A 24432-nucleotide genomic window follows, 5' to 3' on the forward strand; every position below is an offset into this window, starting at 1 on the left:
ATTATTGTCTCTTAATTACGAAGAAGCTATACGATAAGTAATAAATCGGCACCATGCAGGAGTTGGTTATCAACCGATCTTTATTAAAAAAACCCTTTAAATGCATCAGCGTTTTGCTTGTTGCTGCGCTCATTTTTGAGGGCTTCAGCTGGATGTTTGCCTATCCTAGCAAAATTGAAAGAGTTAATTTCTTTGGGGGCGGCTTTAATTATCTATGGGAAATCGTCCGAGGGCTTCTTTTGCCAGAAGTCACAACGCTATATATTCTGTTGTTGACGCTGGATTTGGCACACGATATTCTGAATCTGAAAAAAGTATCGTTAACGGTAAAATCAGTTCTGAATTACCAACTGCGGATGTTGCCAGTCCTGCTACTGGCCTTTTTTATTTTTAACCCGATTACGCAGACAATCCGCTACTTACTGGAGCGCTTTCCTAACTATCAGTTCAACTGGTATATTCAGAATTACCTACTCGGGACATTTACGTTTCGGATTTACATAATATATCTGATTCCGGTATTGATCATGGGTTATGTATCGCTCAATAGTTCATTGATCGTTGACTTTATTGATTACCGGGCTAAACAAAAGAACCGGAAAACTGCGCCAGTAGAACCCGTGGCAGTTTTGCCCTCTGATCCTACCCGAACCGCACTGACGCATGTACGGGCGAAAAGCAACCAGGGCGAAATATTACTTCCCGTTCAGGAGTGCTTCTGGTTTGATACGCAGGATCGATCTTACTCCGTGGTACACCCTAGTGGACGTTTTTCTATTAATAAAAATATGCAGGAACTCGGCGAGGAGTTAAATCCTGATCAGTTCTTCCGAGTCCGCCGCGATTGTATTATTAATCTAAGTTATGTTGCCAGTTATGCTTACTGGGAAAAAGGCAAATACATTATTCGCATGCAGACGCCTGCCAACGATGAGATTGATATGCCTAAAGCGCGGTTGCAGGAGTTCCGCAACCGCCTTGGCTATTTTCAGGGATCAGAGCCCGGAGTTGACCTGGCCTGATGGTATATATATAGGTTAGGTCATTGCAGGTAATCTCGTACACCAACGCCGTAGCGGGTTAAATGCCGGCAGCTTTCCAGATCTAACTTCTGGGCGATATTCGTCTTGTGATTGGCTAAGGTTCGATAACTGATAGACAGGCGGTCGGCAATTTCACCACCCGTATGTCCGTCTGAAACAAGCCGCAAAATTTCCTTTTCCCGCTTGCTGAGTTTATTTAATTGCTGTTTTTTATCCTCCGTTAGAATATTCATACCGTAGTTTTTCAGCAGTGTAAGAAAGCCTGGGCTATAGTAATAACCTCCGTTGTCAATAGTCTGAAAGCACTTATAAAGCTCCTCAAGTCCATCCTTAGCGTATAGAAACCCAAAAAAGCCCATTTGTAAAGCAGTTGCCATCAAACGCATATCAGGTTTACTTGTATAAAGGATAAACTTAGTGCGTTTATTGTCATCCTGAGCTTGCCGGAGTGCATCGACGCTTTGTTGGCCGGAAATCTCCGATTCCAGAATAACGCATTCTGGACGTTTAACGCGGATCTGCTGCAATGTATCTTCCATTTCAACCGCTTTGCCCACCACATTATAACCTTGCTGTTTTAGAAGCTGGCAAAGAACCTCGCAATTGAAGAGTTCCGCCTGCGCGACCAAAATAGAAAAGTCCTTTTTTTTTAGTGCAAATTTTGGGTTTACCGATCCCTCTGTTCCTGTTACGCCTTTCATGATTTATCAAGTTGATTAAATATGTTATTCGTACCAGATACTAACAGTAGGTACTCATAAAGTACAGGTAGACTCCTATAAATGTCAATCGGTCACGTCTGAAATGACCATTTTTGTGCGTGAAATAACCAAAAATTTAACGGCAGGCACTATACGAAGCAAAATCAGTGTATGGTCGGTACGTAAAGGGGTATAACAACTTTTTTAGCCTTTTTGCGGCGTTTTGCGCATAAACCGCAGAGAAAAATGGTCATTTCACGCAGCATATTGGTCATTTCACGCAAAGTAACTTTACAATTAATAAATGAGGAGCTAGTTTCACTTAACGATTCAGGAAAAGAATTATAAAAAATCATAAAAGTTACTCAACACAGCAATGCGCAACATTCAAAATCTCGCAGCCGAAGAAGTAGAACAACTCAGAAAAGCCATTCGCGAAACAGCTAACGCAGCTTTCAAAAAGCGCTGCCAGTGTGTGCTTTATAGCTACCACGGACTTTCCGTATCTGAATTGATGGAAGTCTTCGAAGTAGATCGCCGTAGCATCTATAACTGGTTGAACCGCTGGGAGAAAGGCCGTATGATGGGTCTGGAAGACAAACCAGGTCGTGGACTGAAGCCAAAACTGAATCCAGAGAACGCATATCATGTTGAGCAGGTGATGAAAGCAATGAATTACTATCCTCGCCAACCACAACAAGCCGTCAACCATATCAACAAATATTTATCTATTCCTGTTAGTCAGGATACTTTACGTCGCTTCGTAAAGAAAATATCTACTTTAAGCACCGTAAATGCTTAATTAGTAGTTTGTTGATTGATTTTTATATGTTTAATTCCTTCTTTTTACTCCTTGCGCAGGGGTTAAAAAGAAGGAATTATTATTTTCTGGCTAGCCAGAGTAAACAGTGCCTAATAGTTGAGAGATTTCCATGTCAATTCGTTTAAAGTGCATGTAGTCTTTCATCAGGCTATCCATTTCTTCAGAGTCCGTCGCCTCTACAATTTTTACTTTGAGCGTCGCCATTTTGGTCTCAGCCGTTGCTTTTTTTAGCCGCAAAATGTTCGTATAAGCCGCATCAGCAAGTTTGTCTATCTCCGTAGGGACAAAAATTTCGTGTTTGACCCACCCATCACTCAGATGGTAACGCTGGGTAACCAAATGAATAGCCTGCTGAACGTATTCCTGATTGGTATGTCGCAGGAAGTAATCAGCACCTCGAATTTCGGTATTAGCAAAACCCTGCTGAATTTCGGCAAGCATTTCCTGGAGCAAAGCAGTGGTAAACTCCATTGACCCTAGCTCGCTCAAAATATAGTGGCATAGTGAGATGGTTGGCTCAAGTTCAACCGGGCCGTAGTTCAGCAACAACCGAATGCACTCCTCTTCGTGCTGATAAAGCGGGGAATGGTTTTTTTGCGCTGTCTTCTTAGGGACAAGCGCCGGTGTGGACTCAGTAAGAACAGGGTCGTCGCCAAAAGCGCTCTCCAATAAATTATCGATCGCATTGCCCGAAACCGCGCTGTCCGTTTTAGGTTGGTCACGTCCCTGGCGTTGGGGCTGGTCCTGCTGTTTTCGCAGTAGTTTGTTACTTTCAGAAATCAGCGTTTGCTCGTCAATCTGAAGCTGACGGGCCGTTTTCTGAAAAAAGACCTGCCGCTTAATTGCATCCGGAATCTTGGAAATACTCTGAACTACTTCCGAAATAACCTCCGCCCGCTTGAAAGGATTATCTCCCGCATCGCGTAGCAGCATGTCTGTCTTAAATGTTATGAAATCGTGCGTATGCTGCTGTAGGTGTTCCTTGAACACGGCAGTCCCGACTTTACGTACATAACTATCCGGGTCGTCGCCATCCGGGAAAGTAGCCACGCTAACGTTTAGGCCTTCTTCCAGTACCATATCCAGTCCACGCAGGGCTGCCTTAATGCCCGCCGCATCCCCATCGTAAAGGATCGTAATGTTTTGCGTGAACCGGCTAATGAGTCGAATCTGCTCAATGGTTAATGAGGTCCCTGAAGAAGCAACTACGTTTTTTATGCCGGCCTGGTAGAGCGATAACACGTCCGTGTACCCTTCCGTCAGGTAACAGACATCTTCCTGTCGAATTGCCTGTTTGGCTTGAAAAATACCGTAGAGCACCTGGCTCTTGTGGTATACTTCTGTTTCTGGTGAGTTAATGTATTTAGGCTGGGCTCCTTTTTGCGTTTTATCCGTCTTCAGAATCCGCGCTCCGAAGGCAATGACTCGTCCCGATACATTGTGAATCGGAAAAATAACCCGACTTCGGAAACGGTCGTACTGGCGCGTCGTACTACCTTCTTTCGATAAAACCAAACCGGCTTTTTCCAGCAAGTCGGCCTGATAGCCTTTTTGCACGGCAGCTTGCAGGAGCGCATCCCATTGGTCGGGGCTGTGGCCTAGTTCAAACGCTTGGACAGTATCGTCGAGAAATCCCCGTTCGCGGAAATAACTTAAACCAATGCTTTGCCCTTCCTCTGTTTCGAGCAGGTAATGCTTGTAAAAATCTTTGGCGAAATTAAGAACGATGTATAGACTTTCGCGTTCGTTCTGGCGAAGGAGCTCTTCCGGCGAAACCTCCTGTTCCGCAATTTCAATGGCGTATTTCTTGGCCAGAAAACGAAGGGCTTCCGGGTAACTTATGTTCTCGATGTCCATGACAAACCGGACGGGATCACCCGCTTTGCCACAACCGAAACATTTATAGATTTGCCGAACGGGCGAAACGCTGAACGAAGGGCTTTTCTCGTGATGAAACGGACAGCAGGCAATCCAGTTCTGGCCGCGTTTTTTCAACGAGACGTAATCGCCAATCACCTCAATGATGTCAGCCGATTGTCGGATGCGTTCGATGGTTTCTTCAGGAATTCGCATATCCCAAATTTACGCAAACATGCGGGGCGATAGCAGAAGCCAGCTAAATTTTTGATAAGTAAATTCGATTCGCGCTGGACGTGTAGTAGTGCTATTTTACGCTTCTACCTATAGAAAAACAAAACTCCGCAAACCAGCAAGGTTTGCGGAGTTACCAAGTATATTCTTAAAGTAGCAGCGATTAATAAGCCCGCACTACTTTGCCTTCCACAAAATTGACAAACGCTTTATTAACTACCTTGTTGCCACCGGGCGTTGGGTAATTACCCGTGAAATACCAGTCTCCCGTATGGTTCGGACAAGCACGGCGTAAGTTTTCAACCGTTTGGAAGATCACTGAAACGTCGGCATTCATGCCTTTAGGCGTCACAATTTCAGCCACTTTCTGCGAGATGTCTTCGTGCGTAAACGGATCGTACAGGGCTTTAACGTAGTTTTCATTCGCAGCATTACCCGATTCAATGGCGGCTACACATTGCGCATATACTTCGTCAACCCGGTTTTCCAGACCTCGTTCTTTCAGCAATTGCTGCGTTGCCCGGAAAGCCACAAACTCCTTCATCTTTGACATATCGATGCCGTAACAATCCGGGAAGCGAATCTGCGGCGCTGAAGAGACAATGACCACTTTCTTAGGACCGAGGCGATCCAGCATTTTCAGAATGCTCTTTTCCAAGGTAGTACCCCGAACAATCGAATCGTCGATGACAACTACATTGTCAACCCCTTTCTTGATGACCTCAAAAGTGGTATCGTATACGTGCGACACCATGTCGTTGCGGTGAGCATCGTTCGTGATGAAGGTACGGAGCTTGACATCCTTGGCAACCAGCTTTTCGATACGAGGCCGGAAAGACAACAGCCGGTCAAGTTCTTCGCTGTTCAGGCCACCTTCCATAATAGCCCGTTTCCGTTGCTGGGAGAGATACTCCTCAATTCCTTCCACCATGCCAAAGAAAGCTGTCTCGGCGGTATTCGGGATGTATGAGAAAACGGTATTCTCCAGATCGTAATCAATTTCTTGCAGGATTTGCGGGATCAGCAGTTTACCCAGCATTTTCCGCTCGTTGTAAATATCTGGATCAGTAGCGCGGGAGAAATAAATACGCTCGAAGCTACACGAACGTTTCTCAATCGGTTCGACAAACTGGTATTCATCGTATTCGCCGTACTTATCAACAATCAGGGCGTGGCCCGGTTTGATTTCCTGAATCTGGCTATAATCGATGTTGAATGCCGTTTTGATGGCTGGCTTTTCCGACGCTACCACAACTACCTCATCGTCAGCATAGTAGTAGGCAGGGCGGATACCCGCCGGATCGCGGGCGACAAACGCTGAGCCGTGACCAGTCATGCCCGCCATGGCGTAACCGCCGTCGAAATCGCGGCAGGAGCGGTGCAGAACACGTTGAAAATCCATGTTATCCTCAATGATGTCGGACAGGTCAGGATTCTCGTAAATACCTTTGAAGCGGTCAAACACGCGCTGGTTTTCTTCGTCCAGGAAGTGCCCGATCTTCTCCATAACCGTCACCGTATCCACCTTGTCTTTCGGGTGCTGGCCCAGCGAAACGAGTTTATCGAACAGGGTGTCAACATTGGTCATGTTGAAGTTCCCCGCCACAACCAGGTTCCGGCTACGCCAGTTGTTCTGACGAAGCATAGGGTGACAGTTTTCAATATCGTTAGCGCCGTGCGTACCGTAACGCAGGTGACCCAGCCAGACTTCGCCCGTGAATGCTACATTTTCCTGTAGCCACTGGCCGTCCAAGGCTTTGTCTTTGTTTTTCTTAAGCGCTTTCTTGAATTTCTTGCTGATTTTGCCGAAAATATCGGCCACAGGTTGGCTTTCTACTGAACGGTATCGACTAATGTAGCGGTGTCCCGGTGGCACGTCGATTTTTATATTAGCGACCCCGGCTCCATCCTGGCCCCGGTTCACTTGTTTTTCCATTAGTAGGTATAGCTTGTTACTACCGTAGAGGGGGGTTCCGTATTTATCGATGTAATATTGATACGGTTTGCGGAGCCGAATGAGAGCAATGCCGCACTCATGCTTAATCGCGTCGCTCATGCCAGATTTTTTGGTTGATAGATTGTAAACGAGTGGATATGTCTTTTCGTTCGAAGAAGATGAAGGCAAAGTTAAGAAAAGATGAACGCCTAGCCTTTTGCCGATCTACTTTTACTGGTATTTTAATTAATATTAAATGTTACCTGATCAATCGAGCTAAATGCCATAAAACATATGCCTGTCGCAATCAGAAGATTAGAAGGAAGCGATCCAACGGGCTAGCCAATTGGGCTGAAAGAAAAAGAGCAGAATTGGAATCGTTAATAAAAGCGCCAAAATAGTGCCTGAGCGGTGGGAAACCGGGGTAATTAAAACGGCTTCACTCGCAGTATTATCCGAAATACGTGCCCGGAAATACAGAAGGAAAGGAAGTTTCAGGTAATAGAATAACGAAACAACGGCGTTTAATAACCCAATGGCAAACAAGGCAACCAGCCAGCTATTGCCCGTCTGCTGGAAGGCTTCCCAGAGGGCCGAAAAAACCAGCAGCTTTGCCGTAAAGCCAACCGTGGGGGGAAGACCGGTCAAAGCAATGGCAACAACGGTCAGAGCAAGGCTTAGGAGCGGGTATTGGGAGCCAAGTCCTTGTAAATCCTGCAATTGCAACTCACCCTTTTGCGGCTGGGCTAACAAATCAAGAAGCACAAAAGCAGCCATATTGATGAACAAGTAAGTCGCTACATAAAACGTAGTTGCTTCAAAACCAACCTCGTTGAAGGCTACCAGACCAACCAGCAGAAAACCGGCGTGGGCAATGGTTGAATACGCGAGCAGACGTTTAGCGTCAGTTTGCCAAAGCGCCGATAAATTCCCTAACGTAATACTAGCCAGCGAAATAACCGCCATTGGCGTCTGAAAGTCAGCGGGCAAAGCGGTAAGTAATCGCATCAGGACCAGTAAGGCCGCTGCTTTGGGTGCTACAGAAAAAAACGAGACGATAGGGGTAGGGGCTGCTTCGTAAACGTCCGGTGTCCAGATATGAAAAGGCACCAGTGAAAGCTTAAACAAGATTCCTGCAATGGTCAGGAAACCTGCCACATAAACTACGTAAGCCGTATTTTTCGCCAGTTCGACTTCCATGAGGGAGCTGCTTAGATCGAGGGTGCCGGTTAGCCCGTAGAGCAGGGAGATGCCGTAAAGCATAATAGCCGAACTCACGGCCCCAAACAAAAGGTATTTTATACCGCCCTCCGACGCTTTCCGGCTGGCAGACAGCGCAGTAAGCAAATAGGAACTAATGGAAACTACTTCGATACTTAAATAAACCATCAGTAAATTAACTGACATGGTCATTAAATAAAGACCAAGTAGCAGCGAGAGCAAAATCGGGAGCCAATCGAGCGGGGTACTTTTCGAGGGCAAAACCCAGGCGTGAACCAGAGCGATCAGGGTAGCCAACGTAACGATGAGCTTGAAGAAAACCGCCTGATTATCCAGGTAGAGCAGGGTATCAAACAAAAATCCGTTCTCTCGTTGAAACTGGTCGAAGACCAAAGCACCAGCGATCAAAACGGCACCTATACTCAGACTAAACAAAATACGTTGGTGGGTAACTGGATTCCGGCGCAGCCAAACCAAATCGGCGACAACAACCAAGGCAATAGCGCTAATCAGAAAGACTTCGGGGCGAAAGCCGGATAAGCTACGAAGAATAATATGGAGCTGGTCAGCAAGTTGCAAGGCGCAGAGAAAATCAGTTACAGGAACGGCAAAGGTACGAAAAAACCGTTCGGATATTGGACAATTCCCTATCTTTGAAAAGGACAGTTTTCAAAATAGGCTATACAAATCAGTTTTATGAAATGGGGTAAACTCTTTTTGATTACGAGTATCATTGGGCTGGCTCATCCGGTTGCTATGGCCCAGATTTACATGACCGACATCAATGGTCAGGTGTTGCGGGAAAACAAGTACGTGGACGTGCAAGGATCTCCGTATCTGGACGAGGCCTGGAAACCTGGCCTTCTTATCTCTAGTAAAGGAAAAGCGTATCCAAATAGCCAGGTTCGCTTTGATGCCTATGGTGGGGAAGTCGAATATCAGCAAAACGAGAAGACTTTTCGGATGAATCCCCGCGAATTACGCGAATTCAAAATCCTGAGCGGGTCTGATACCCTACGATTCAAGAATGGTTTTGCGGCAACCAATGGCAACACGCCCGCAACTTACTACCAGGTGCTGTACGATGGCTCCGTTAAGCTGCTTAAGCAATTAAAAATAAGCATGAATGAGTCAAAAGCTTATAACTCAGCTACTACGACCAAGACCTTTGCTAAGCAGGAACTTTACTTTATAAACAAGTCCGATGGGTCACTCCGACGCATTCAGCGGAATCGAAAATCGGTCTTAAGCGCCTTTCCTGACAAAAAAAGCGAGCTGGAAAAGGCATCGAAAGAGTTCAATGCCAGCGACGAGGCCGGATTGGTGAACTTGATTGCCGTGGCCGATCAGGGAGCGAAATAAAAGCAGTGTTTCAGCCGTGGCTGCGATTGTTACCCCACGGCTGAAACACCATTATACCCGTAATTAAATAAGTCCTTCCTGATTTGCTCTTTGTTCGTATCCACGGAGCTGAACCGGCTGTTTTTTCTTCCGCAGGCGCATATTCAGGAATTCTACCAGCAGGGAGAAGGCAATGGCAAAATACAAATATCCCTTTGGTACGGCACCGATGTGCGCATCAAGCAATACAACCTCGGCCAGGTGAGCGCCTTCCGCAATGAGCATGAAACCAATCATGATCAGAAACGCCAATCCTAACATCTGAATACTAGGGTGTTCGTTCACAAATTTGCCAACTGGTCCCGCAAAAAACATCATAATTAATACCGATAAAACAACGGCAACAATCATCACCGTTATGTTTTGCGTCAGGCCAACGGCGGTAAGAATAGAGTCGATGGAAAAGACGACGTTGATGACGGCAATTTGTGTGACAACGCTGCCGACGGTAGCCCCTGCTTTGGTGCCAGGTTTGTCGATGTCCTCTTCGTCACCGTCCCCTTCCAGCTTGTGGTGGATTTCAGAGGTTGCCTTGTAAAGAAGAAACAGCCCGCCAATAAACAGAATAATGCTTTGGCCCGTTGGGGCAGCGTCGAGCCAGCCCAAGTTCAGGTGAGCAAATGGCTTGCTGAGCGAAATCAAGACTGAAATTCCAAACAACAGAGCAACACGAAAAATCATGGCCAAAACCAAACCGATGTTCCGCGCTTTGGGTTGATCGCCCGCGGCCAGTTTGTTGGCCGCAATGGAAATAAAAATAATGTTGTCAATGCCTAGTACAATCTCCAGAAAGGTCAGGGTTAGTAAGCTGACGAGTGACTCGGCTGAGAATAATTGTTCCATTCGTTGTAAGTAAGGATTGTGATGAACAGCCGAAATTATCTGCTTTCTGAATAGCAGGCAATGCATTTATAGAAATGAGGGGCGTTTCTAGTCCATGAACGGTTGATTTTGATGGAATGGGATCATGAATATTCTGTGGTAGGCAAATCAATAAGCAGTCCACCCACCATCGGCAGTAACGGTGGTGCCATTGAGAAAACTGGCTTTATCGGAAGCTAAAAACAAGGCGAGTTCTGCAATTTCAGCCGCTTGTGCCGTGCGAATGTTGTTGGCTGCGCCAGCACTCATTCGTTCAAAACCGAATGGGTTGACACGGGCATTCTGCATGATGTTGGTACTTACGCCACCAGGTGCAATGGCGTTGCAGCGAATTCCTTTCGGCGCATACTGGTAACCAATGTTTTTGGTTAAACCGATCAACCCGTGTTTCGAAGCTGTATACGCTGCCCCAGCCCGACCGCCGTATAGTCCACCGATGGAAGCTACGTTGAGGATAACCCCGGCACCTTGCTTCAACATAATCGGAATGGCTTTGCGGCAACTGTAAAAAGGACCAGTCAGATTAACCCCTATAACCTGGTTCCAAAGAGCGTTGCTGACATCGGCAACGGGGGTAAAATCGTCCATCACGCCCGCGTTATTCACCAGAATATCCAGTCTACCCCAGCGTTTTAGGACTTCATCAAAGAGTTGGTCGATATCCTTTTCGTGAGAAATATCAGCGACTAGACTGCTTACAACTTCGCTGTTTTGTCCAATTTCCAGAACTACGGCTTCAAGGGTTTCCGGGTAAATATCCGTTAAGAGAACACAGGCAGCTTCGGCAGCAAACAAGTGGGCAATGGCTTTTCCAATTCCAGAACCTGCCCCGGTTATGAGCGCTACTTTATTTTCTAATAATTTCATCAGGAGATACAGCTAAATGTGAGAATAGCAAAGCTACTCCCGACCCAAATCCTGTTTCCTGATGGAAGATAGGCTACAAACTGATACTTGTCAGTAGCCTACTTCCTGAAGGCTTACTCCGCGCGTAGACTTCTCACCGGGTCGGTAAGGGCGGCTTTAATGGACTGAAAGCTAATGGTTAGCAGAGCCACGGCAATAGCCAGGGAACCAGCCAGGGCAAACATCCACCAGGCAACGTTAATTTTGTATTCAAATGCCTGTAACCACTTATCCATTGCATACCAGGCGATAGGCGAGGCCAGCGCAATGGCAATCAGGACCAATCTGACGAATTCTTTGGAAAGCAAGCCCACAATGCTGCCCACGGAAGCCCCCAGAACTTTGCGAACGCCAATTTCTTTTTTGCGGCGTTCGGCAGTAAAGATCGCTAATCCCAGCAGACCGAGACAGGCCACGAAAATCGTCAGGCCGGAGAAGATTCCCAGAATCTGACCAATTTTCTGTTCGGATTCGTAGGTTTTCATAAACCGCTCATTCAGAAAAGAGTAGGAGAAAGGCTGGTCAGTTTTAAAACCCACCCATTGTTTTTTGACCGAAGCCAGTAACCCAGCAATGTCGCGGGTTTTGACTTTGGCGATCAGCGTTCCGGGGTTTTTGCCTAGCACCATAACCAGGGGCGTAATCCGTTCGTGCAACGACCGAAAGTGAAAATCCTTCACGACGCCAACAACCTGGTAAGTTGTTTTCGTGCCTTCGCTATTAGGGCGAGTAATGGTGCGGTTCAGCGCATGGCCGTTCCAGCCGAATGTTTTGGCCGCCGTTTCGTTGATAATTACCGCCGTTGAATCGGTTCCGAAGGATTTGGAGAAATTCCGGCCCGCAACGACTTCCATGCCCAGAGTAGGAATGTAATTGTAATCAACGTCGTAACGCAGCGTTTTGACCAACTGCGTAGCGTTGTTGTCGGGATAGACAAAAAAGTTATTGTTATTACTCGGTCCAGCGGGCAAATACCCTGAATGGCTTACATTGATCACGCGAGGATCCTGCAAGAGCAAATCGCGGAAAACCTCTTCTTTCTGGCCCAGCGCCCACGTATTCGATAGCACCAGAACCTGGTCTTTGTCGTAGCCAAGTTTTTTGTTCTGAATATAGTCAAGTTGCTGATAAACAACCGTAGTACCTACCATCAGCATGACCGAAATGAAAAATTGAAAAACAACCAGACCACTTCGCAGGCCAATGCTATTTTTGCCGGAATTAAAACGTCCTTTCAAGACTGCAACGGGCTTAAACGAGGCCAGAAAAAACGCCGGATAACTACCCGCCAGCAGCCCAACCAACAAACCGAATAGCAACAAACCAGGCAGCAGCCAGGGTACATCTACAAAGCTAAATACCAGCGTTTTACCGGATAAATCATTGAAAAGTGGCAGGGCTGCATAAACCAGTGCCAGGGCTACGAGCATGGCGATGGCCGTTAGGAGCAGCGATTCGATCAGGAATTGAAAAGCCAGTTCCAGCCGTACCGAACCCATCACCTTGCGGATGCCCACTTCTTTGGCGCGCCTGGACGCCCCGGCGGTTGACAGGTTCATAAAATTAATGCTGGCAATCAGCAGGATAAACACCGCAACAGCCCCAAACAGGTAGACATACTGAATGTTACCGGCAGCTTCCAGGTCATAAGGCGAATCAGAGTGGAGGTGAATATCAGTTAGCGGTTGCAGAAATAATCCAATGTCATTGCCTTTTTTTTGGAATTGCGCGTAGTCCATGCCAAAAGCTGTCTCAATCTGCGGACCCATGTACTTCCTGACCATCTGCGGCAATTTGACTTCCAGTTGTTTGTAACTGTAACCTTCGGGCAGGACCAGATAGGTGAAAAATTCAGACGTCATCCAGGAGGGAGATTGGGCCTCGGGTAAACTCGCCATTGAGGTAAAAACGTCAAAATGAAAGTGCGAATTTGCGGGGATTTCATCCATGACGCCCGTCACGGTCAGCGGCGTATTGCCTCCTTTGGTGAGGATGGTTTGCCCCAGCACATCGTCCCGCCCGAACAGCTTCAGCGCCGTCGATTTTGTAAGAACAACCGTATTGGGTTGGGTCAATGCCGTTTTTGAATCGCCCCGAAGCAGCGGAAAACTGAATACCTCAAACAGGTTAGAGTCGGCAAAAGCCATGCTTTCCTCGTTGAAAAGCTTATTACCGACGAGATAGTGCGGCATCCCGCCCTGGCGAAGCCGCGTGGCTTGCTCAACCTCGGGATAATTGGCTTGGAGCGTTCGGGCAACGGGAGGCATTACGTGCGATTCATTCATTTTGCCGCCCTGCACCGTCCCTCGGAAAACAACGCGAACAATGCGGTTTGCTTTTTCGTGGAATCGGTCGAAGCTTATTTCATCTAGCACAAATAAGCTAATTAGCAAACAAGTTGCCAGGCCGATAGCCAGCCCAGTAATATTAATGGCGGCAAAGGCGCGGTTGCGAATCAGGTTTCGCCAGGCAATTTTGATGTAATTTTGAAGCATGGTCTTGAGCGTGAGGCGTTCATGTAGAAGCGCTCAATCTTCATGCCATCTAAATTAAGTAATTGATAGACAGTGAATTGTTAATTAAACAGAAGAGTCGTTTGTCCGCAAGCGTACAGAGGCAGTCCGATTGCGAACAGCCTGAAAAGTGCCGAAGCAGGTCTTAGTTAGCGACCGGCTCACGTAATTTATTGATGATTGTTACCAACCACTCATCCGAACTGCGCTGAAGGGCCATTGGATGCGAGCCGCGCCGAACCAAATACTGGGTGAGGAAGCGCCGGTCGGAGGGAGCCAGCGGGTTGCCAGCCTGGACAAACTGAGTAATGTAAGAAAAGTAAATTTCTGTTCCTTTCAGGGTAAGAATGAAGCGCGTCAGAAAGTTGGATGACAAAGCAGGACGCTGTATTTCGGAGCTAGTTACCATGTGTTTTCAGAGAGATTAAGAGAGAAAACGGATTGATTGTAGTGAAAACCTGCGGGTCAAAAACCATGCCGATTGCTAAAAAAAGACCGTTTATAAATCTTTAAATACTAATTAAGAGTGTAACTATTTAAAGTAGCTTTTGCCGAAGTAAATGCAGGTCGTAGCGACTATTTCGGTGATCTTTTTCATCTTAACCTTTAACCTTGTAACTTAGCTCCCTTGACTCAATCCGAGCCTATCACAAAGGCCCATTCCTCTTGTCAATAAGACCTTAATTGTTATCAGCATCAATGAGCGAGACCGTAGCTAACAAGGATAAATCGTCACTTCCGGCATTGCCTAAAACTCAAACTGGTATTTCGGGACTCGATGAAATTACGGGCGGTGGGTTACCCAAAGGGCGTCCTACCTTGATTTGCGGCGGGACTGGCTGCGGAAAAACGCTGTTCTCCATCGAATTTATTGTACGGGGGGCCACTGAATTTGACGAACCCGGCGTCTTCGTTGCTTTTGAAGAAAAAGCTGAAGAGATAGCGGCGAACGTGGCGTCACTTGGCTTTGATTTAAACCAGCTTCAAGAGAAACAACGCATTAAGCTTGAATATGTTCATGTTGATGCGAGCGAAATTGAAGAAACTGGAGACTACGACCTAGATGGATTATTCATCCGCCTGGGCTACGCCATTGACAGCATTGGTGCGAAGCGAGTTGTACTCGATACCATTGAAAACCTATTTGCCAACTTAACCAACCAGAGCATTATACGGAGTGAACTCCGACGCTTGTTTACCTGGCTGAAAGACAAAGGCGTTACGACCATAATTACCGGTGAGAAAGGCGAAGGAACCCTAACGCGAAACGGACTGGAAGAATACGTTTCAGACTGTGTTATCCTACTCGACCACCGCATTAGCAATAAAATTTCGACCCGGCTTTTCCGCATTGTCAAGTACCGGGGTTCGGTACACGGCACCAATGAATATCCTTTTCTGATTGATGAAGATGGAATATCGGTCTTGCCGGTCACCTCGTTAACGCTGGACCATAACGTAACCGACGAACGCGTTTCGTCTGGCATTCCGGCTCTGGACAGGATGCTAGGCGGTAAAGGCTTTTTCAAAGGAAGCAGCATTCTGGTTTCGGGCACGGCGGGGACGGGTAAAACGAGTCTGGCGGCCAGCTTTGCGCATTCTATTTGCCAGCGTCAGCAACGGTGCCTGTATTTTGCCTTTGAAGAATCATCCCAGCAGATTACGCGGAACATGCGTTCCATCGGCATTGATTTGCAAGCGCATGTGGACCAGAATTTGCTTCGCTTCCACGCATCCCGCCCGACGCTAAACGGCTTGGAGATGCACCTGCTAACCATTCACAAGCTTATAAAGGAGTTCAAGCCGCACGCGGTCGTTATTGACCCGATGACAAACTTGATTACGGTGGGTGCTATAAGCGAAGTTCGTTCGATGCTCATACGCCTGATTGACTTCCTGCAAACCGAGCAGATTACGCTGCTTTTAACGGCTTTGTCCTTGAATACGCTGGTGAATGAGCAAACGGATGAAGGCGTTTCATCACTGGTGGACGCCTGGTTGCTGGTCAAAGATATTGAGCACAACGGCGAGCGAAATCGGGGACTTTACGTGATTAAGTCGCGGGGGATGAGACACTCGAACCAAATTCGTGAGTTTGTCATTAGCGACAAAGGGCTGGATCTGGTGGATGTGTACTTAGGACCGGAGGGCGTCCTGACGGGCTCGGCTCGGGAAGCACAGCAGTTGCAGCAGGTAGCGGGGGTTGAATTGCGGGGTCATGCCGTTAGTCGCAAAGACCGGGAGATCGATCGCAAGCGGTTGGTGCTGGAATCCAAAATTGCCAGCTTGCGGGAAGAGTTTGAGTCGGTCCAGGAAGAGCTAAACAAAACCTTCGTGGACGAAGAGCTGCGCAACGAAATTTTAGAACGCAACCGGGAACAGATGATCCGCAACCGGCACAATGAATTATAGGCAGCTATCCAGGCTCCTTACTAATTTAAAAATAAATGGACGACTTAGAAGAAAAAGAAGCTATATGGGAGCTGCGACTCTATATTGCTGGTAAAACAACCAAATCGGTTACCGCTCTAAACAACTTAAAGAGATATTGCGAGCAACATTTAAAAGATCGTTATGTTATTGAAGTAATCGATCTTTTGGTAAAACCCCAGTTGGCTGCTGGTGACCAGATCCTGGCTGTTCCGACATTAGTTAAAAAGGTTCCAGAGCCGATTCGCAAGATCATCGGCGATTTATCCAATGAAGAAAAGGTGTTGGTTGGCTTAGACATCCGGTCCACTCAAAAATAAACTAATGGAGCCATCAGATATATCGCAGGGAAATCTAGATGATGATCTAGAACCGTATGTATTACGTTTGTTTGTGGTAGGAGCCTCGCCTAATTCGGCCCGGGCAATCACCAACATTAAACAAATATGCGATATGTATCTGAGTGGGCGCTATTCATTGGAAATTATTGATGTCCACCAGCAGGGGCAGCTGGCCAGTGAGGAACAATTGATTGCCCTGCCTTTATTGGTAAAATATTCTCCCCACCCCCGGCGTCGGTTGATTGGTGACATGTCTGATACAAAACGGGTTCTAACTGGATTAGGCTTATACGCGGATGGAACCAGCTAAAACGTACCAACAACTGGCCACCGAGAACGAACAGTTGCGGATTCAGTTAGAAGAGGCTACTGATACAATCCAAGCCATTCGGTCCGGGCAAGTAGATGCCCTGGTCGTGCAGGGAGAGCAAGGCCATGAGCTTTATACGCTGAAAACGGCGGATCAAACCTACCGGGTTTTTATTGAAACCATGCACGAGGGGGCCGTTACGGTGAACGAACAGGGCTTGATTCTGTATGGAAATTCCACCTTTGCCGCGATGGTGGACCAGCCTCTGTCGTCGGTTATAGGAACCACGTTTGAGTCACTGGTTGACGAGGAGAGTCAGGCTATTTACGACAATTTCTTTCGTCAAAGCTGGGAGTCTTTCAGTAAAGTCGAGCTGATGATTCGGCAACGTAGCGTGCGCGTTCCGTGTTTGTTATCCGCGACGCCTCTAGCCCTCGATGAAGGGCCCTGCTTGAGCATTATTCTCACCGATCTTACGACGCAAAAGCAAACGCAGCAGCTTCTAAAGGCCGCTAATGAGCAGCTAGCACAAACCAATGCTGAGTTGGGGATGAGTAACCACGCCCTCAACCGTCTGAATGAGAACCTGCAACAGTTTGCGTACATCGCCAGTCACGATTTGCAGGAGCCGCTCCGAAAAATTCAACAGTTTGGTAACCTGCTGGCGATGCACTATGCCTCCGTTCTGGACGAACAGGGACAGCAGTTTGTTGAGCGTATGGCTTCGTCGGCTAGCCGCATGTCTACGCTGCTGCGGGACTTATTGACCTACTCGCGGCTGACCGTGCCAACAGAAACGTTTCAGGTACAGGATCTGAACCAGATTGTTGCTGAAGCCATCAGCGCTTTGGAATTGATGATTGATGAAACAGGAACGCGCATAACCGTTTCCGATTTAGGGCAGGTGCCTGCTGACTCCATGCAATTGGGGCAGGTTTTTCAAAATTTATTGAGCAATTCCCTCAAATTTGCCCAGTCTGGCGTTTCACCCGTAATCCAGCTCAGTCGCCAGACGGTTGCCCGCCATGAATTGCCTCCTGATTATCAGCCGCCAGGGCATCAAAACCACTTTTGCTTAATTCAGGTTGCTGACAATGGGATTGGGTTTAGCGCCCAGTATTCCGAACGAATTTTTGGGGCTTTTCAGCGGTTGCACGGCAAGAATACCTATCCGGGAACAGGAATAGGTCTGGCTATTGTCAAAAAGGTGATTGAGAATCACCAGGGCTATATCAAAGCAGATAGTGCGCCTAACCAGGGAGCGACCTTCAGTATTTATCTGCCAACGAACTAAGCGACGATTCAGACGGATACCAACAAAAAAGGGCCTTTTCAGGCCCCATTCTGCGTTTTATTCGTGTTTGGCTACTTCTTTATTCGCCCCTTTCAATTTCTCTTTGAACACTTTTTTAAATTTGTCCAGCTTCGGAGCAATCACGAACGAACAGTACCCTTGCTCGGGGTTGTTCGCGTAATAATTCTGGTGATAATCCTCGGCGGGGTAAAACGTGCTGGCCGCACTGATTTCCGTCACGATAGGCCGGTTATACGCTTCCGATTTATTCAATTCGTCTTTAGCCGTTTGTGCCAGCCGTTTTTGCTCTTCATTGTGGAAGAAAACGACGGAGCGGTATTGCGTGCCCACGTCAGCGCCCTGGCGATTGAATTGCGTTGGGTCGTGGCTGCGGAAAAACGCTTCCAGCAGTTCAGCGTAAGTAACTTTTTTAGGATCAAAAACAACCTCAACGCACTCGGCGTGACCTGTTTCGCCCGAGCAGACTTCTTTATACGTTGGATTTTTGGTTTCGCCACCTTCGTAGCCTGAAGTCGCTGAAAGAACACCGTCCAGCGATTCAAACATAGCTTCCGTACACCAGAAGCAGCCCGTCCCGAAAGTCGCTTTTTCCAGCCCCTCCATGGAGGTGATTTTTTCTGTATTCATAAGTTTAGTTTTAGCCGTAGCTGCTGAGTTATTGTTTTGCGCGCATGAAGTCAGTGACAGAGCCGGCAGCAACGCCAATGTCCATGCGGTAATGCTTTTCCAGAGCGAAGGAATAACCATTAGTTTGATTTTCTGGTTAGTTTTATAACTGTATAACATATCCTTTTTCCAGAAAGTTTATTGAGCACTGTGAATACGAAAGACACATTTTTTGACCTAAATCTCGACTCGTTTCGCTACACGGGTCGCGAGCCAATTTCCCTCAACAAATGGGATACCGAGATCGACAGCCTTTATGAATCAAACGAAGAATATGAGGAATTACTGCGCCTAACGGTTACGGAAATTAGTGATTTACAGGAGCGTATGTATGCCCACAACCGCTACGGACTCCTGGCGGTCTTCCAGGCAAGGGATGCCGCTGGCAAGGACGGGACCATTCAGCGGGTGTTTTCCGGCGTAAATCCAGCGGGAATACGGGTGCATTCTTTCAAGCAGCCTTCCAGCCAGGAACTCGAACGCGATTTTATGTGGCGCTGTCTGGTTCGGTTGCCAGAGCGGGGGACTATCGGCGTTTTCAACCGATCTTATTACGAAGAAGTACTGGCGGTAAAAGTGCATCCCAAAATTCTGCATAGCCAGTATCTGCCAGACGAATGGATGGACAGCGAAAAAATCTGGAAGCGCCGCTACAAAGACATTCGCAATGTAGAAAAATACCTGCACCGCAACGGCTTTCCGACCGTGAAGTTTTTCCTGCACGTCTCGAAGGAAGAACAGGGAAAACGCCTCATCAGCCGCATTAAAAACGAGTCCAAAAACTGGAAATTTAACCGACAGGACGTGGAAGAACGGGGCTACTGGAACCAGTATACCAACGCCTACGAGGAAGCTATCGGGAAAACGGCAACGGAAAAACTACCCTGGTACATCATTCCTGCCGACGACAAAAAGAACATGCGTCTCATTGTGGCCAAAATTATGCTCGAAGAGCTGAAAAATCTGAAAACCAGCTACCCGCAGAGCGATCCGGAAGAGCAGAAAGTGCTTCAGGACATGATTGCCGTTATTGAGCAGCAAAATAAGGAATAAGCGTCAGTTTAACTGCGGCTCAACCGTATAACCGGCCTTGCGTAGCAACTCGATCAGGCCATTAGGACCAGGCAGGTGAAGCGCACCGACGGCTACAAAAAGTGGTTTGGAAGCCATCAAGGCAGGCAGCCGTTTGAGCCAGTTTTCGTTGCGTTTGTCTACCAGATAGGCCGTATCGCCGTATTTCTGGCTGTATTCTTCATTCATCTTCCACATGCCTGCCAGATCTTCTTTGAGGTAAAGGTCGGTGATGCGTTTTGAAGAGTGTTGCATTTCACGTTTGTCTTTGACAATCTGAACGAGTTGCTCGGCCTGTTTATCAATGGAGTCGTGGTTGAGCAGAAAGCCCATTTGTTCCTCCATCGTTTCCAGCGGTGTAATGCTTTTGCCCTGTTTCTGACCGTCACTGGCGAAAAATAGATCCAGGGGTAAACCGGTAAATTTCCGTAACGTATCCGATTCTTTCTCTATTTGGGCCATGCTGAGCATCATGGCTGTATAAACTGGCTTGATCTGGTCGAACATGGCCAGATCAATACCCGTTGAGGCTCGGAATTCCTTCGCAACCAGTTCGTAATCTTCCGGCGAAATCAGCTTACGGAGGCTGTTATCGAACATCATAGCCTGCATGGCCATCTGGAGCATAGCCGATGAATCAACCGTTGTTTCAACCACAACGCCCTGCGCCTGCTGGTACGCTTTTTTGACTTTAGGCGTTCCGTCGAGGTAACTGTCTTTCAGGATATGGTACGTCCCGAACAGGTAGGAAGGCTGTTTTAGCTCATTACCCGACACTTTCCACAACAGCGACTGGGCCGATGCCAGCGAAACGGTGAGCAGGGAAACAATAAGTAGACTATATTTTTTCATAACGTTAATCTTCTTCGTGACGGGATGAGGACGAGCGCCGGGTTTTTAAGCGAATAGGCCAGTAAAGCAGAAAGCCAACCGGTCCTAGTAAAAAACAAAGCAACAGGCACGGAATAATAACAATGTGTGGCACTTTTCGGCGCTGGCTGCTTTGCAAAATCCAGCTACCGGTTACCAGATCGAACGCCAGGTAATGAATCCAGCCAGCCAGCATGGTTTCGTCGCTGCTAAACGCCGCTCTAAGGCCAGCCAGTGTATTGAACGATTGGTAGTCGAAGTTACCGATGCCATTGATCAGGTAATAAATATACAATAAAGCGAGCAGAGCCGGAATAGGCAGGTAACGAATGAGCCATTTTGTGGGTTGCCAGCGCGGGGCCACCACCATAATCAGCCATTGGGGGAGGACGATTGTATTAGCAATGAGAAAGACTAAATCTGGTTTCATAGGGGCAAGGGTTAGTCGGCCAATATACGGAAAGTGCCCTGTTTGACAATATTTTTCGAGGCAACAAAAAAGCCCGCATCCCATTTGAAATGCAGGCTTTTGAGATCGATTTATGGGACTACCAACCTAGCCCCAGCTTAATATTTACTCCGATAGGTGTATAAAAGGCAGGCACTTTCAATCGGTTTATCGTGGGAAGAATAGGGAGTGTGAAGTTTACATCAAAATAGCTATAACGCCCAAGCCGACGTTGCATACCCCATTGAACGGATAGCGCGTTAAGCATCTCGAAAGTCTTTGTGCTTTTTCTCAGGCCAAATAAATCTCCTTCATAACGCCCGTACCCATACAGAATATTTTCGGTTTGTAAGCCGACGTAATTATTGGAAAAATTGTTGGCACTTAACCCTTTTCGCATTCGTTTTTTGATGGAATAGTAATACCGAAGTGAAACTGGCATTTCCAAAACCGTTTCTTTACGTAAATCACCTCCCCGGTAGTGACGCCCAATTATTAAAGCCTGAACGGAAAAGCTAGGGGATAATTTTTGCTCAATGCCCGCTTCCATTCCGTAGCCATAGTAAATGCCGGGAGCGCCCGCTGGAATAGGAAGAGGAATGCTTAATCCAGCCTTGATAAGTGTCTTCTCTTCAACGCTTGTCCGGGTGATGTACCGGAAAGCTTCCCGCATTTTTTGCCGCGAAGAGTCCGGGTTTTCTTCGCTGTATTCGGTTCGGACCGAATCGCGCGATTGAGCCAACAGGCTCTGTGAGGGAACAAGAAAAAGTAGTTCAGTTGTGATTTGGACGTTCTTTCCGAAGTGTCCAGTAACGTCGCTACCTCCTTGTGCGAATAGCCTTCTACTTCGATAAGCAGAAAAACAGCGCGGGCGCCATCGGGCAGCGACCGGATAACGCGGTCAAGGACTTCACCGGTAAGCTGGTCGGGGAGGTGCAGGGGCTGGTCGTGCAGCTCGGGCGAAAGCGTTTCAAAACGGCTTTCCCGTTTCAGTTTACGCAGCGCCTGCCGAACAACGATGGTCTTGATCCAGGCACCAAGCGTTGACTGAAAACGATATGAAGATAGGCTGCGAAATACCTCGACAAAGGCATCCTGCAAAGCGTCATTGGCATGGTCGTAATCATTTAAAATGCGAAAAGCCTTGGTAAACATAGCCTTTTTATACCGCTCAAAAAGTAAGCGTTGAGCCATTCGGTCATGGATTTGGCAACGTTCAACAAGCTCGCGTTCGGAAAGTTCGGGTGGCACGGACACACGGAACATAGGTTGGTTTTAAGGTTCCGCTCTAAAGGGCAAAATGGCCGGAGAAAGGTTGGAAAGCGGCGCGAAATTTTAAACTAAAAAAGCGGCGCAAAGAAGGTTTCTTCTCTACGCCGCTTTCAAAAGACTTATGTAAACTTAAAATTTCCAGCGTACAAACGCCTCCATGGCTTCGTATTCGGCCAGACCCAGGCGGTTATACAACTCAGCCGTACCCCGGTTGCGTTCTTCGGCGCGTTGCCAGAATTCGCGGGAGTCGGTGCCTTGGTAGACAACGCCGTCCTTCTGCGACTGGTGTTTGAAGATACCCAACCGCTTGCGCATCAACTGATCAGGCGACATCGGAACGGCCATCTCAATTTCGTGAATATCCCACTCGGCCCAGGCACCGCGGTAAAGCCATACCCAGCAATCCTGCATAAAATCAGCACCCGACGCCTTCAGCCGACGAACCGCTTCGATGATGGCATCCAGACACACTTTGTGCGTACCGTGCGGATCGGCCAGGTCACCGGCGGCGTAGATTTGATGCGGTTTGATCTGTTCGATCAGGTTCATCACCGCCAGAATATCATCTTCACCCAGGGGCTTTTTCTCAACCTTACCCGTTTCGTAGAAAGGCATGTTCAGGAAATGCGCGTTTTCGACCGGAATGCCTACAAAACGACAGGTCGATTTCGCTTCGCCGCGCCGAATTAATCCTTTGACATACCGCACTTCGGCCGTATCCATCTCGCTGTCTTTCTTCGTCCGCAGCGAGGCCGCCGCATCCTGAAAAATACGGTTGGCTTCCGGGCTGTCAATACCAAATTGCTTGTTAAAGTCAACCACGTAGTCCGCAAAGCGCAGGGCTTCGTCATCGGCAACGGCAATGTTCCCCGATGTTTGGTAACCCACGTGTACTTCGTGGCCCTGGTCGTGCAGCCGCTGGAAGGTTCCACCCATCGAGATGATGTCGTCATCTGGGTGCGGACTAAAAATCAGGCAGCGTTTCTGCGCGGGTAATTTCCGTTCGGGACGGTTGGTATCGTCAGCGTTGGGTTTGCCACCCGGCCAGCCCGTGATGGTATGCTGAAGTTTATTAAAGACATCGATGTTGAGTTCGTACGCCTGGCCAACCTGCGCCAGTAAGTCGCTCATTCCGTTATCGTTGTAATCTTTGTTAGTCAGTTTCAAAATTGGCTTGCCCAGCGTCAATGACAGGTGCGTCACCGCCTTTTTGATCATTTTATTGTCCCAGGCCACCGTATCTACCAACCAGGGAGCTTTCATCCGGGTTAGCTCCGAAGCCGCCGCTTCGTCAATTACAAAGAGGCAATTCGGGTGTAACTGGAGATAAGAAGCAGGCACTTGTTCCGTTACGGTATCTTCAACGGCAGCTCTGATAACGGGTGCTTTGCGCTCGCCCCAGGCCAGTAGCACCACGCGGCGGGCCTTCAAAATCGACGAGACACCCATCGTGATGGCCTTTTTCGGTACTTTGGTCAGGCTACCGAAGTCGCCCGCTGCTGCTGCCCGCGTGGAGTGGTCAAGCATCATCAGACGCGTTTTGGAGTTCTGGAGCGAACCTGGTTCGTTGAAACCAATGTGGCCGTTCCCCCCGATACCCAACAACTGAAAATCAAGGCCACCCATGGCTTCGATTTTTTCCTCGTACGACCGTCCGAATTCGGCAATCTGGTTGTAAGGCGTTGTGCCGTCGGGAAGAAAATAAGCGTCCGCCGGAATATCAACGTGATCGAACAATTGTTCCTTCATGAACCGAACATAGCTCTGGAGCGAATCAGGCTCCATCGGGTAATATTCATCCAGGTTGAACGAAATGACATTCCGAAAGCTCAGCCCTTCTTCCCGGTGGATACGGATCAGTTCGGCATAAACCGTTTTTGGGGAAGATCCGGTTGCCAGACCCAGAACGCAAGGCTTGTTCTCGCGCTGCTTAGTCCGAATGAGTTCAGCAATTTCCTTAGCTACAGCGCGAGAGGCAGCTTTGGCGTCGGCATAAATATTGGTCGGAATTTTTTCGTAGGTAATGGCCTGTTGCATAGGCTCACCCGTGTGTGCAGAAGAAATTTCCTGACCAGCATTATTGAGGACAGAAGGTTCGGAGATCATAGCAAATGGTGCTGTTTTTTGATTGCGAAGCAAATTGATAATTCAAAATTGCGGATTGTTCGGCGGATACCCAACTGTTTTATTTT

The 24432-nt window shown here is 47.8% G+C and carries 22 protein-coding genes; 8 read left to right on the forward strand and 14 right to left on the reverse strand.

What is annotated here, in order from left to right:
• Positions 1-53: 53 nt before the first annotated feature.
• Positions 54-1022: a LytTR family DNA-binding domain-containing protein gene (locus tag L0Y31_RS09850; RefSeq protein ID WP_234736958.1), complete on the forward strand. Its 969-nt coding sequence runs from the start codon at positions 54-56 to the stop codon at positions 1020-1022.
• 20 nt (positions 1023-1042) lie between these two features.
• Here L0Y31_RS09850 and L0Y31_RS09855 read toward each other — a convergent pair whose 3' ends face one another.
• Complete coding sequence (locus tag L0Y31_RS09855; RefSeq protein WP_234736959.1) at positions 1043-1744, reverse strand: helix-turn-helix transcriptional regulator; 702 nt, start codon at positions 1742-1744, stop codon at positions 1043-1045.
• A 376-nt stretch (positions 1745-2120) separates the two neighbouring features.
• Between L0Y31_RS09855 and L0Y31_RS09860 the strand changes: the two genes are divergently transcribed.
• Positions 2121-2546: a helix-turn-helix domain-containing protein gene (locus tag L0Y31_RS09860; RefSeq protein ID WP_234736960.1), complete on the forward strand. Its 426-nt coding sequence runs from the start codon at positions 2121-2123 to the stop codon at positions 2544-2546.
• Between the two features lie 90 nt (positions 2547-2636).
• On the opposite strand, the gene dnaG is transcribed toward L0Y31_RS09860, so the two are convergent.
• The 3 genes from dnaG to L0Y31_RS09875 form a co-directional block, all read right to left on the reverse strand.
• Positions 2637-4640: a DNA primase gene (gene dnaG, locus L0Y31_RS09865; RefSeq protein ID WP_234736961.1), complete on the reverse strand. Its 2004-nt coding sequence runs from the start codon at positions 4638-4640 to the stop codon at positions 2637-2639.
• Positions 4641-4821: 181 nt separating this feature from the next.
• The gene (locus tag L0Y31_RS09870) at positions 4822-6714 is read right to left on the reverse strand and encodes an amidophosphoribosyltransferase (RefSeq protein WP_234736962.1); all 1893 of its coding nucleotides are present in this window, start codon (positions 6712-6714) and stop codon (positions 4822-4824) included.
• 195 nt (positions 6715-6909) lie between these two features.
• Positions 6910-8394: an NADH-quinone oxidoreductase subunit N gene (locus L0Y31_RS09875; RefSeq protein ID WP_234736963.1), complete on the reverse strand. Its 1485-nt coding sequence runs from the start codon at positions 8392-8394 to the stop codon at positions 6910-6912.
• Positions 8395-8511: 117 nt separating this feature from the next.
• On the opposite strand from L0Y31_RS09875, the gene L0Y31_RS09880 reads away from it, so the two are divergent.
• Positions 8512-9177, forward strand: a complete 666-nt coding sequence (locus tag L0Y31_RS09880; protein ID WP_234736964.1) for a hypothetical protein — start codon at positions 8512-8514, stop codon at positions 9175-9177.
• 63 nt (positions 9178-9240) lie between these two features.
• Here L0Y31_RS09880 and L0Y31_RS09885 read toward each other — a convergent pair whose 3' ends face one another.
• The 4 genes from L0Y31_RS09885 to L0Y31_RS09900 form a co-directional block, all read right to left on the reverse strand.
• A complete protein-coding gene (locus tag L0Y31_RS09885; RefSeq protein WP_234736965.1) occupies positions 9241-10059 on the reverse strand; it encodes a TerC family protein in 819 nt (272 codons plus the stop codon).
• Between the two features lie 147 nt (positions 10060-10206).
• Complete coding sequence (locus tag L0Y31_RS09890; protein WP_234736966.1) at positions 10207-10965, reverse strand: glucose 1-dehydrogenase; 759 nt, start codon at positions 10963-10965, stop codon at positions 10207-10209.
• Positions 10966-11078: 113 nt separating this feature from the next.
• Positions 11079-13499 carry an ABC transporter permease gene (locus L0Y31_RS09895; RefSeq protein WP_234736967.1) on the reverse strand — a complete coding sequence of 807 codons (2421 nt, stop codon included), beginning with the start codon at positions 13497-13499 and terminating at the stop codon, positions 11079-11081.
• A gap of 163 nt (positions 13500-13662) precedes the next feature.
• Positions 13663-13926 (reverse strand): hypothetical protein, encoded by a 264-nt coding sequence (locus tag L0Y31_RS09900; RefSeq protein WP_234736968.1) that lies wholly within the window; start codon positions 13924-13926, stop codon positions 13663-13665.
• Between the two features lie 290 nt (positions 13927-14216).
• Between L0Y31_RS09900 and kaiC the strand changes: the two genes are divergently transcribed.
• The 4 genes from kaiC to L0Y31_RS09920 are packed head-to-tail and all read left to right on the forward strand — an operon-like array spanning position 14217 to position 17892.
• Positions 14217-15929: a circadian clock protein KaiC gene (gene kaiC, locus L0Y31_RS09905; protein WP_234736969.1), complete on the forward strand. Its 1713-nt coding sequence runs from the start codon at positions 14217-14219 to the stop codon at positions 15927-15929.
• 35 nt (positions 15930-15964) lie between these two features.
• Positions 15965-16267 carry a circadian clock KaiB family protein gene (locus L0Y31_RS09910; RefSeq protein ID WP_234736970.1) on the forward strand — a complete coding sequence of 101 codons (303 nt, stop codon included), beginning with the start codon at positions 15965-15967 and terminating at the stop codon, positions 16265-16267.
• Positions 16268-16271: 4 nt separating this feature from the next.
• Positions 16272-16598, forward strand: coding sequence for a circadian clock KaiB family protein (locus L0Y31_RS09915; RefSeq protein ID WP_234736971.1), 327 nt, complete (start codon positions 16272-16274; stop codon positions 16596-16598).
• Entirely contained in the window at positions 16585-17892 is a 1308-nt protein-coding gene (locus L0Y31_RS09920) for a sensor histidine kinase (RefSeq protein WP_234736972.1), read from the forward strand. Before L0Y31_RS09915 ends, L0Y31_RS09920 begins: the two co-directional genes overlap by 14 nt.
• Positions 17893-17949: 57 nt before the next feature.
• Here the strand turns inward: L0Y31_RS09920 and msrA are convergent, their stop codons facing one another.
• Complete coding sequence (gene msrA / locus L0Y31_RS09925) at positions 17950-18540, reverse strand: peptide-methionine (S)-S-oxide reductase MsrA (protein WP_234736973.1); 591 nt, start codon at positions 18538-18540, stop codon at positions 17950-17952.
• A gap of 189 nt (positions 18541-18729) precedes the next feature.
• Here msrA and L0Y31_RS09930 point away from each other — a divergent pair, with 189 nt between their 5' ends.
• Positions 18730-19632, forward strand: coding sequence for a PPK2 family polyphosphate kinase (locus L0Y31_RS09930; RefSeq protein ID WP_234736974.1), 903 nt, complete (start codon positions 18730-18732; stop codon positions 19630-19632).
• 3 nt (positions 19633-19635) lie between these two features.
• Here the strand turns inward: L0Y31_RS09930 and L0Y31_RS09935 are convergent, their stop codons facing one another.
• The 5 genes from L0Y31_RS09935 to nagB form a co-directional block, all read right to left on the reverse strand.
• The gene (locus L0Y31_RS09935; RefSeq protein WP_234736975.1) at positions 19636-20502 is read right to left on the reverse strand and encodes a TraB/GumN family protein; all 867 of its coding nucleotides are present in this window, start codon (positions 20500-20502) and stop codon (positions 19636-19638) included.
• 4 nt (positions 20503-20506) lie between these two features.
• The gene (locus L0Y31_RS09940; protein ID WP_234736976.1) at positions 20507-20950 is read right to left on the reverse strand and encodes an ABA4-like family protein; all 444 of its coding nucleotides are present in this window, start codon (positions 20948-20950) and stop codon (positions 20507-20509) included.
• Between the two features lie 118 nt (positions 20951-21068).
• The gene (locus tag L0Y31_RS09945; protein ID WP_234736977.1) at positions 21069-21641 is read right to left on the reverse strand and encodes a hypothetical protein; all 573 of its coding nucleotides are present in this window, start codon (positions 21639-21641) and stop codon (positions 21069-21071) included.
• Positions 21572-22234: an RNA polymerase sigma factor gene (locus L0Y31_RS09950; RefSeq protein ID WP_310587143.1), complete on the reverse strand. Its 663-nt coding sequence runs from the start codon at positions 22232-22234 to the stop codon at positions 21572-21574. Before L0Y31_RS09950 ends, L0Y31_RS09945 begins: the two co-directional genes overlap by 70 nt.
• Positions 22235-22369: 135 nt before the next feature.
• Positions 22370-24346 (reverse strand): glucosamine-6-phosphate deaminase, encoded by a 1977-nt coding sequence (gene nagB / locus L0Y31_RS09955; protein ID WP_234736979.1) that lies wholly within the window; start codon positions 24344-24346, stop codon positions 22370-22372.
• Between the last annotated feature and the right edge of the window lie 86 nt (positions 24347-24432).

The organism is Tellurirhabdus bombi (genome assembly GCF_021484805.1).
Taxonomy (GTDB): domain Bacteria; phylum Bacteroidota; class Bacteroidia; order Cytophagales; family Spirosomataceae; genus Tellurirhabdus; species Tellurirhabdus bombi.

Coding starts and splice junctions, on each gene's coding strand:
- L0Y31_RS09850 (WP_234736958.1), top strand. CDS start 54: ATGCAGGAGTTGGTTATCAACCGATCTTTATTAAAAAAACCCTTTAAA.
- L0Y31_RS09855 (WP_234736959.1), bottom strand. CDS start 1,744: ATGAAAGGCGTAACAGGAACAGAGGGATCGGTAAACCCAAAATTTGCA.
- L0Y31_RS09860 (WP_234736960.1), top strand. CDS start 2,121: ATGCGCAACATTCAAAATCTCGCAGCCGAAGAAGTAGAACAACTCAGA.
- dnaG (WP_234736961.1), bottom strand. CDS start 4,640: ATGCGAATTCCTGAAGAAACCATCGAACGCATCCGACAATCGGCTGAC.
- L0Y31_RS09870 (WP_234736962.1), bottom strand. CDS start 6,714: ATGAGCGACGCGATTAAGCATGAGTGCGGCATTGCTCTCATTCGGCTC.
- L0Y31_RS09880 (WP_234736964.1), top strand. CDS start 8,512: ATGAAATGGGGTAAACTCTTTTTGATTACGAGTATCATTGGGCTGGCT.
- L0Y31_RS09885 (WP_234736965.1), bottom strand. CDS start 10,059: ATGGAACAATTATTCTCAGCCGAGTCACTCGTCAGCTTACTAACCCTG.
- L0Y31_RS09890 (WP_234736966.1), bottom strand. CDS start 10,965: ATGAAATTATTAGAAAATAAAGTAGCGCTCATAACCGGGGCAGGTTCT.
- L0Y31_RS09895 (WP_234736967.1), bottom strand. CDS start 13,499: ATGCTTCAAAATTACATCAAAATTGCCTGGCGAAACCTGATTCGCAAC.
- L0Y31_RS09900 (WP_234736968.1), bottom strand. CDS start 13,926: ATGGTAACTAGCTCCGAAATACAGCGTCCTGCTTTGTCATCCAACTTT.
- kaiC (WP_234736969.1), top strand. CDS start 14,217: ATGAGCGAGACCGTAGCTAACAAGGATAAATCGTCACTTCCGGCATTG.
- L0Y31_RS09910 (WP_234736970.1), top strand. CDS start 15,965: ATGGACGACTTAGAAGAAAAAGAAGCTATATGGGAGCTGCGACTCTAT.
- L0Y31_RS09915 (WP_234736971.1), top strand. CDS start 16,272: ATGGAGCCATCAGATATATCGCAGGGAAATCTAGATGATGATCTAGAA.
- L0Y31_RS09920 (WP_234736972.1), top strand. CDS start 16,585: ATGGAACCAGCTAAAACGTACCAACAACTGGCCACCGAGAACGAACAG.
- msrA (WP_234736973.1), bottom strand. CDS start 18,540: ATGAATACAGAAAAAATCACCTCCATGGAGGGGCTGGAAAAAGCGACT.
- L0Y31_RS09935 (WP_234736975.1), bottom strand. CDS start 20,502: ATGAAAAAATATAGTCTACTTATTGTTTCCCTGCTCACCGTTTCGCTG.
- L0Y31_RS09940 (WP_234736976.1), bottom strand. CDS start 20,950: ATGAAACCAGATTTAGTCTTTCTCATTGCTAATACAATCGTCCTCCCC.
- L0Y31_RS09945 (WP_234736977.1), bottom strand. CDS start 21,641: ATGCGGGAAGCTTTCCGGTACATCACCCGGACAAGCGTTGAAGAGAAG.
- L0Y31_RS09950 (WP_310587143.1), bottom strand. CDS start 22,234: ATGTTCCGTGTGTCCGTGCCACCCGAACTTTCCGAACGCGAGCTTGTT.
- nagB (WP_234736979.1), bottom strand. CDS start 24,346: ATGATCTCCGAACCTTCTGTCCTCAATAATGCTGGTCAGGAAATTTCT.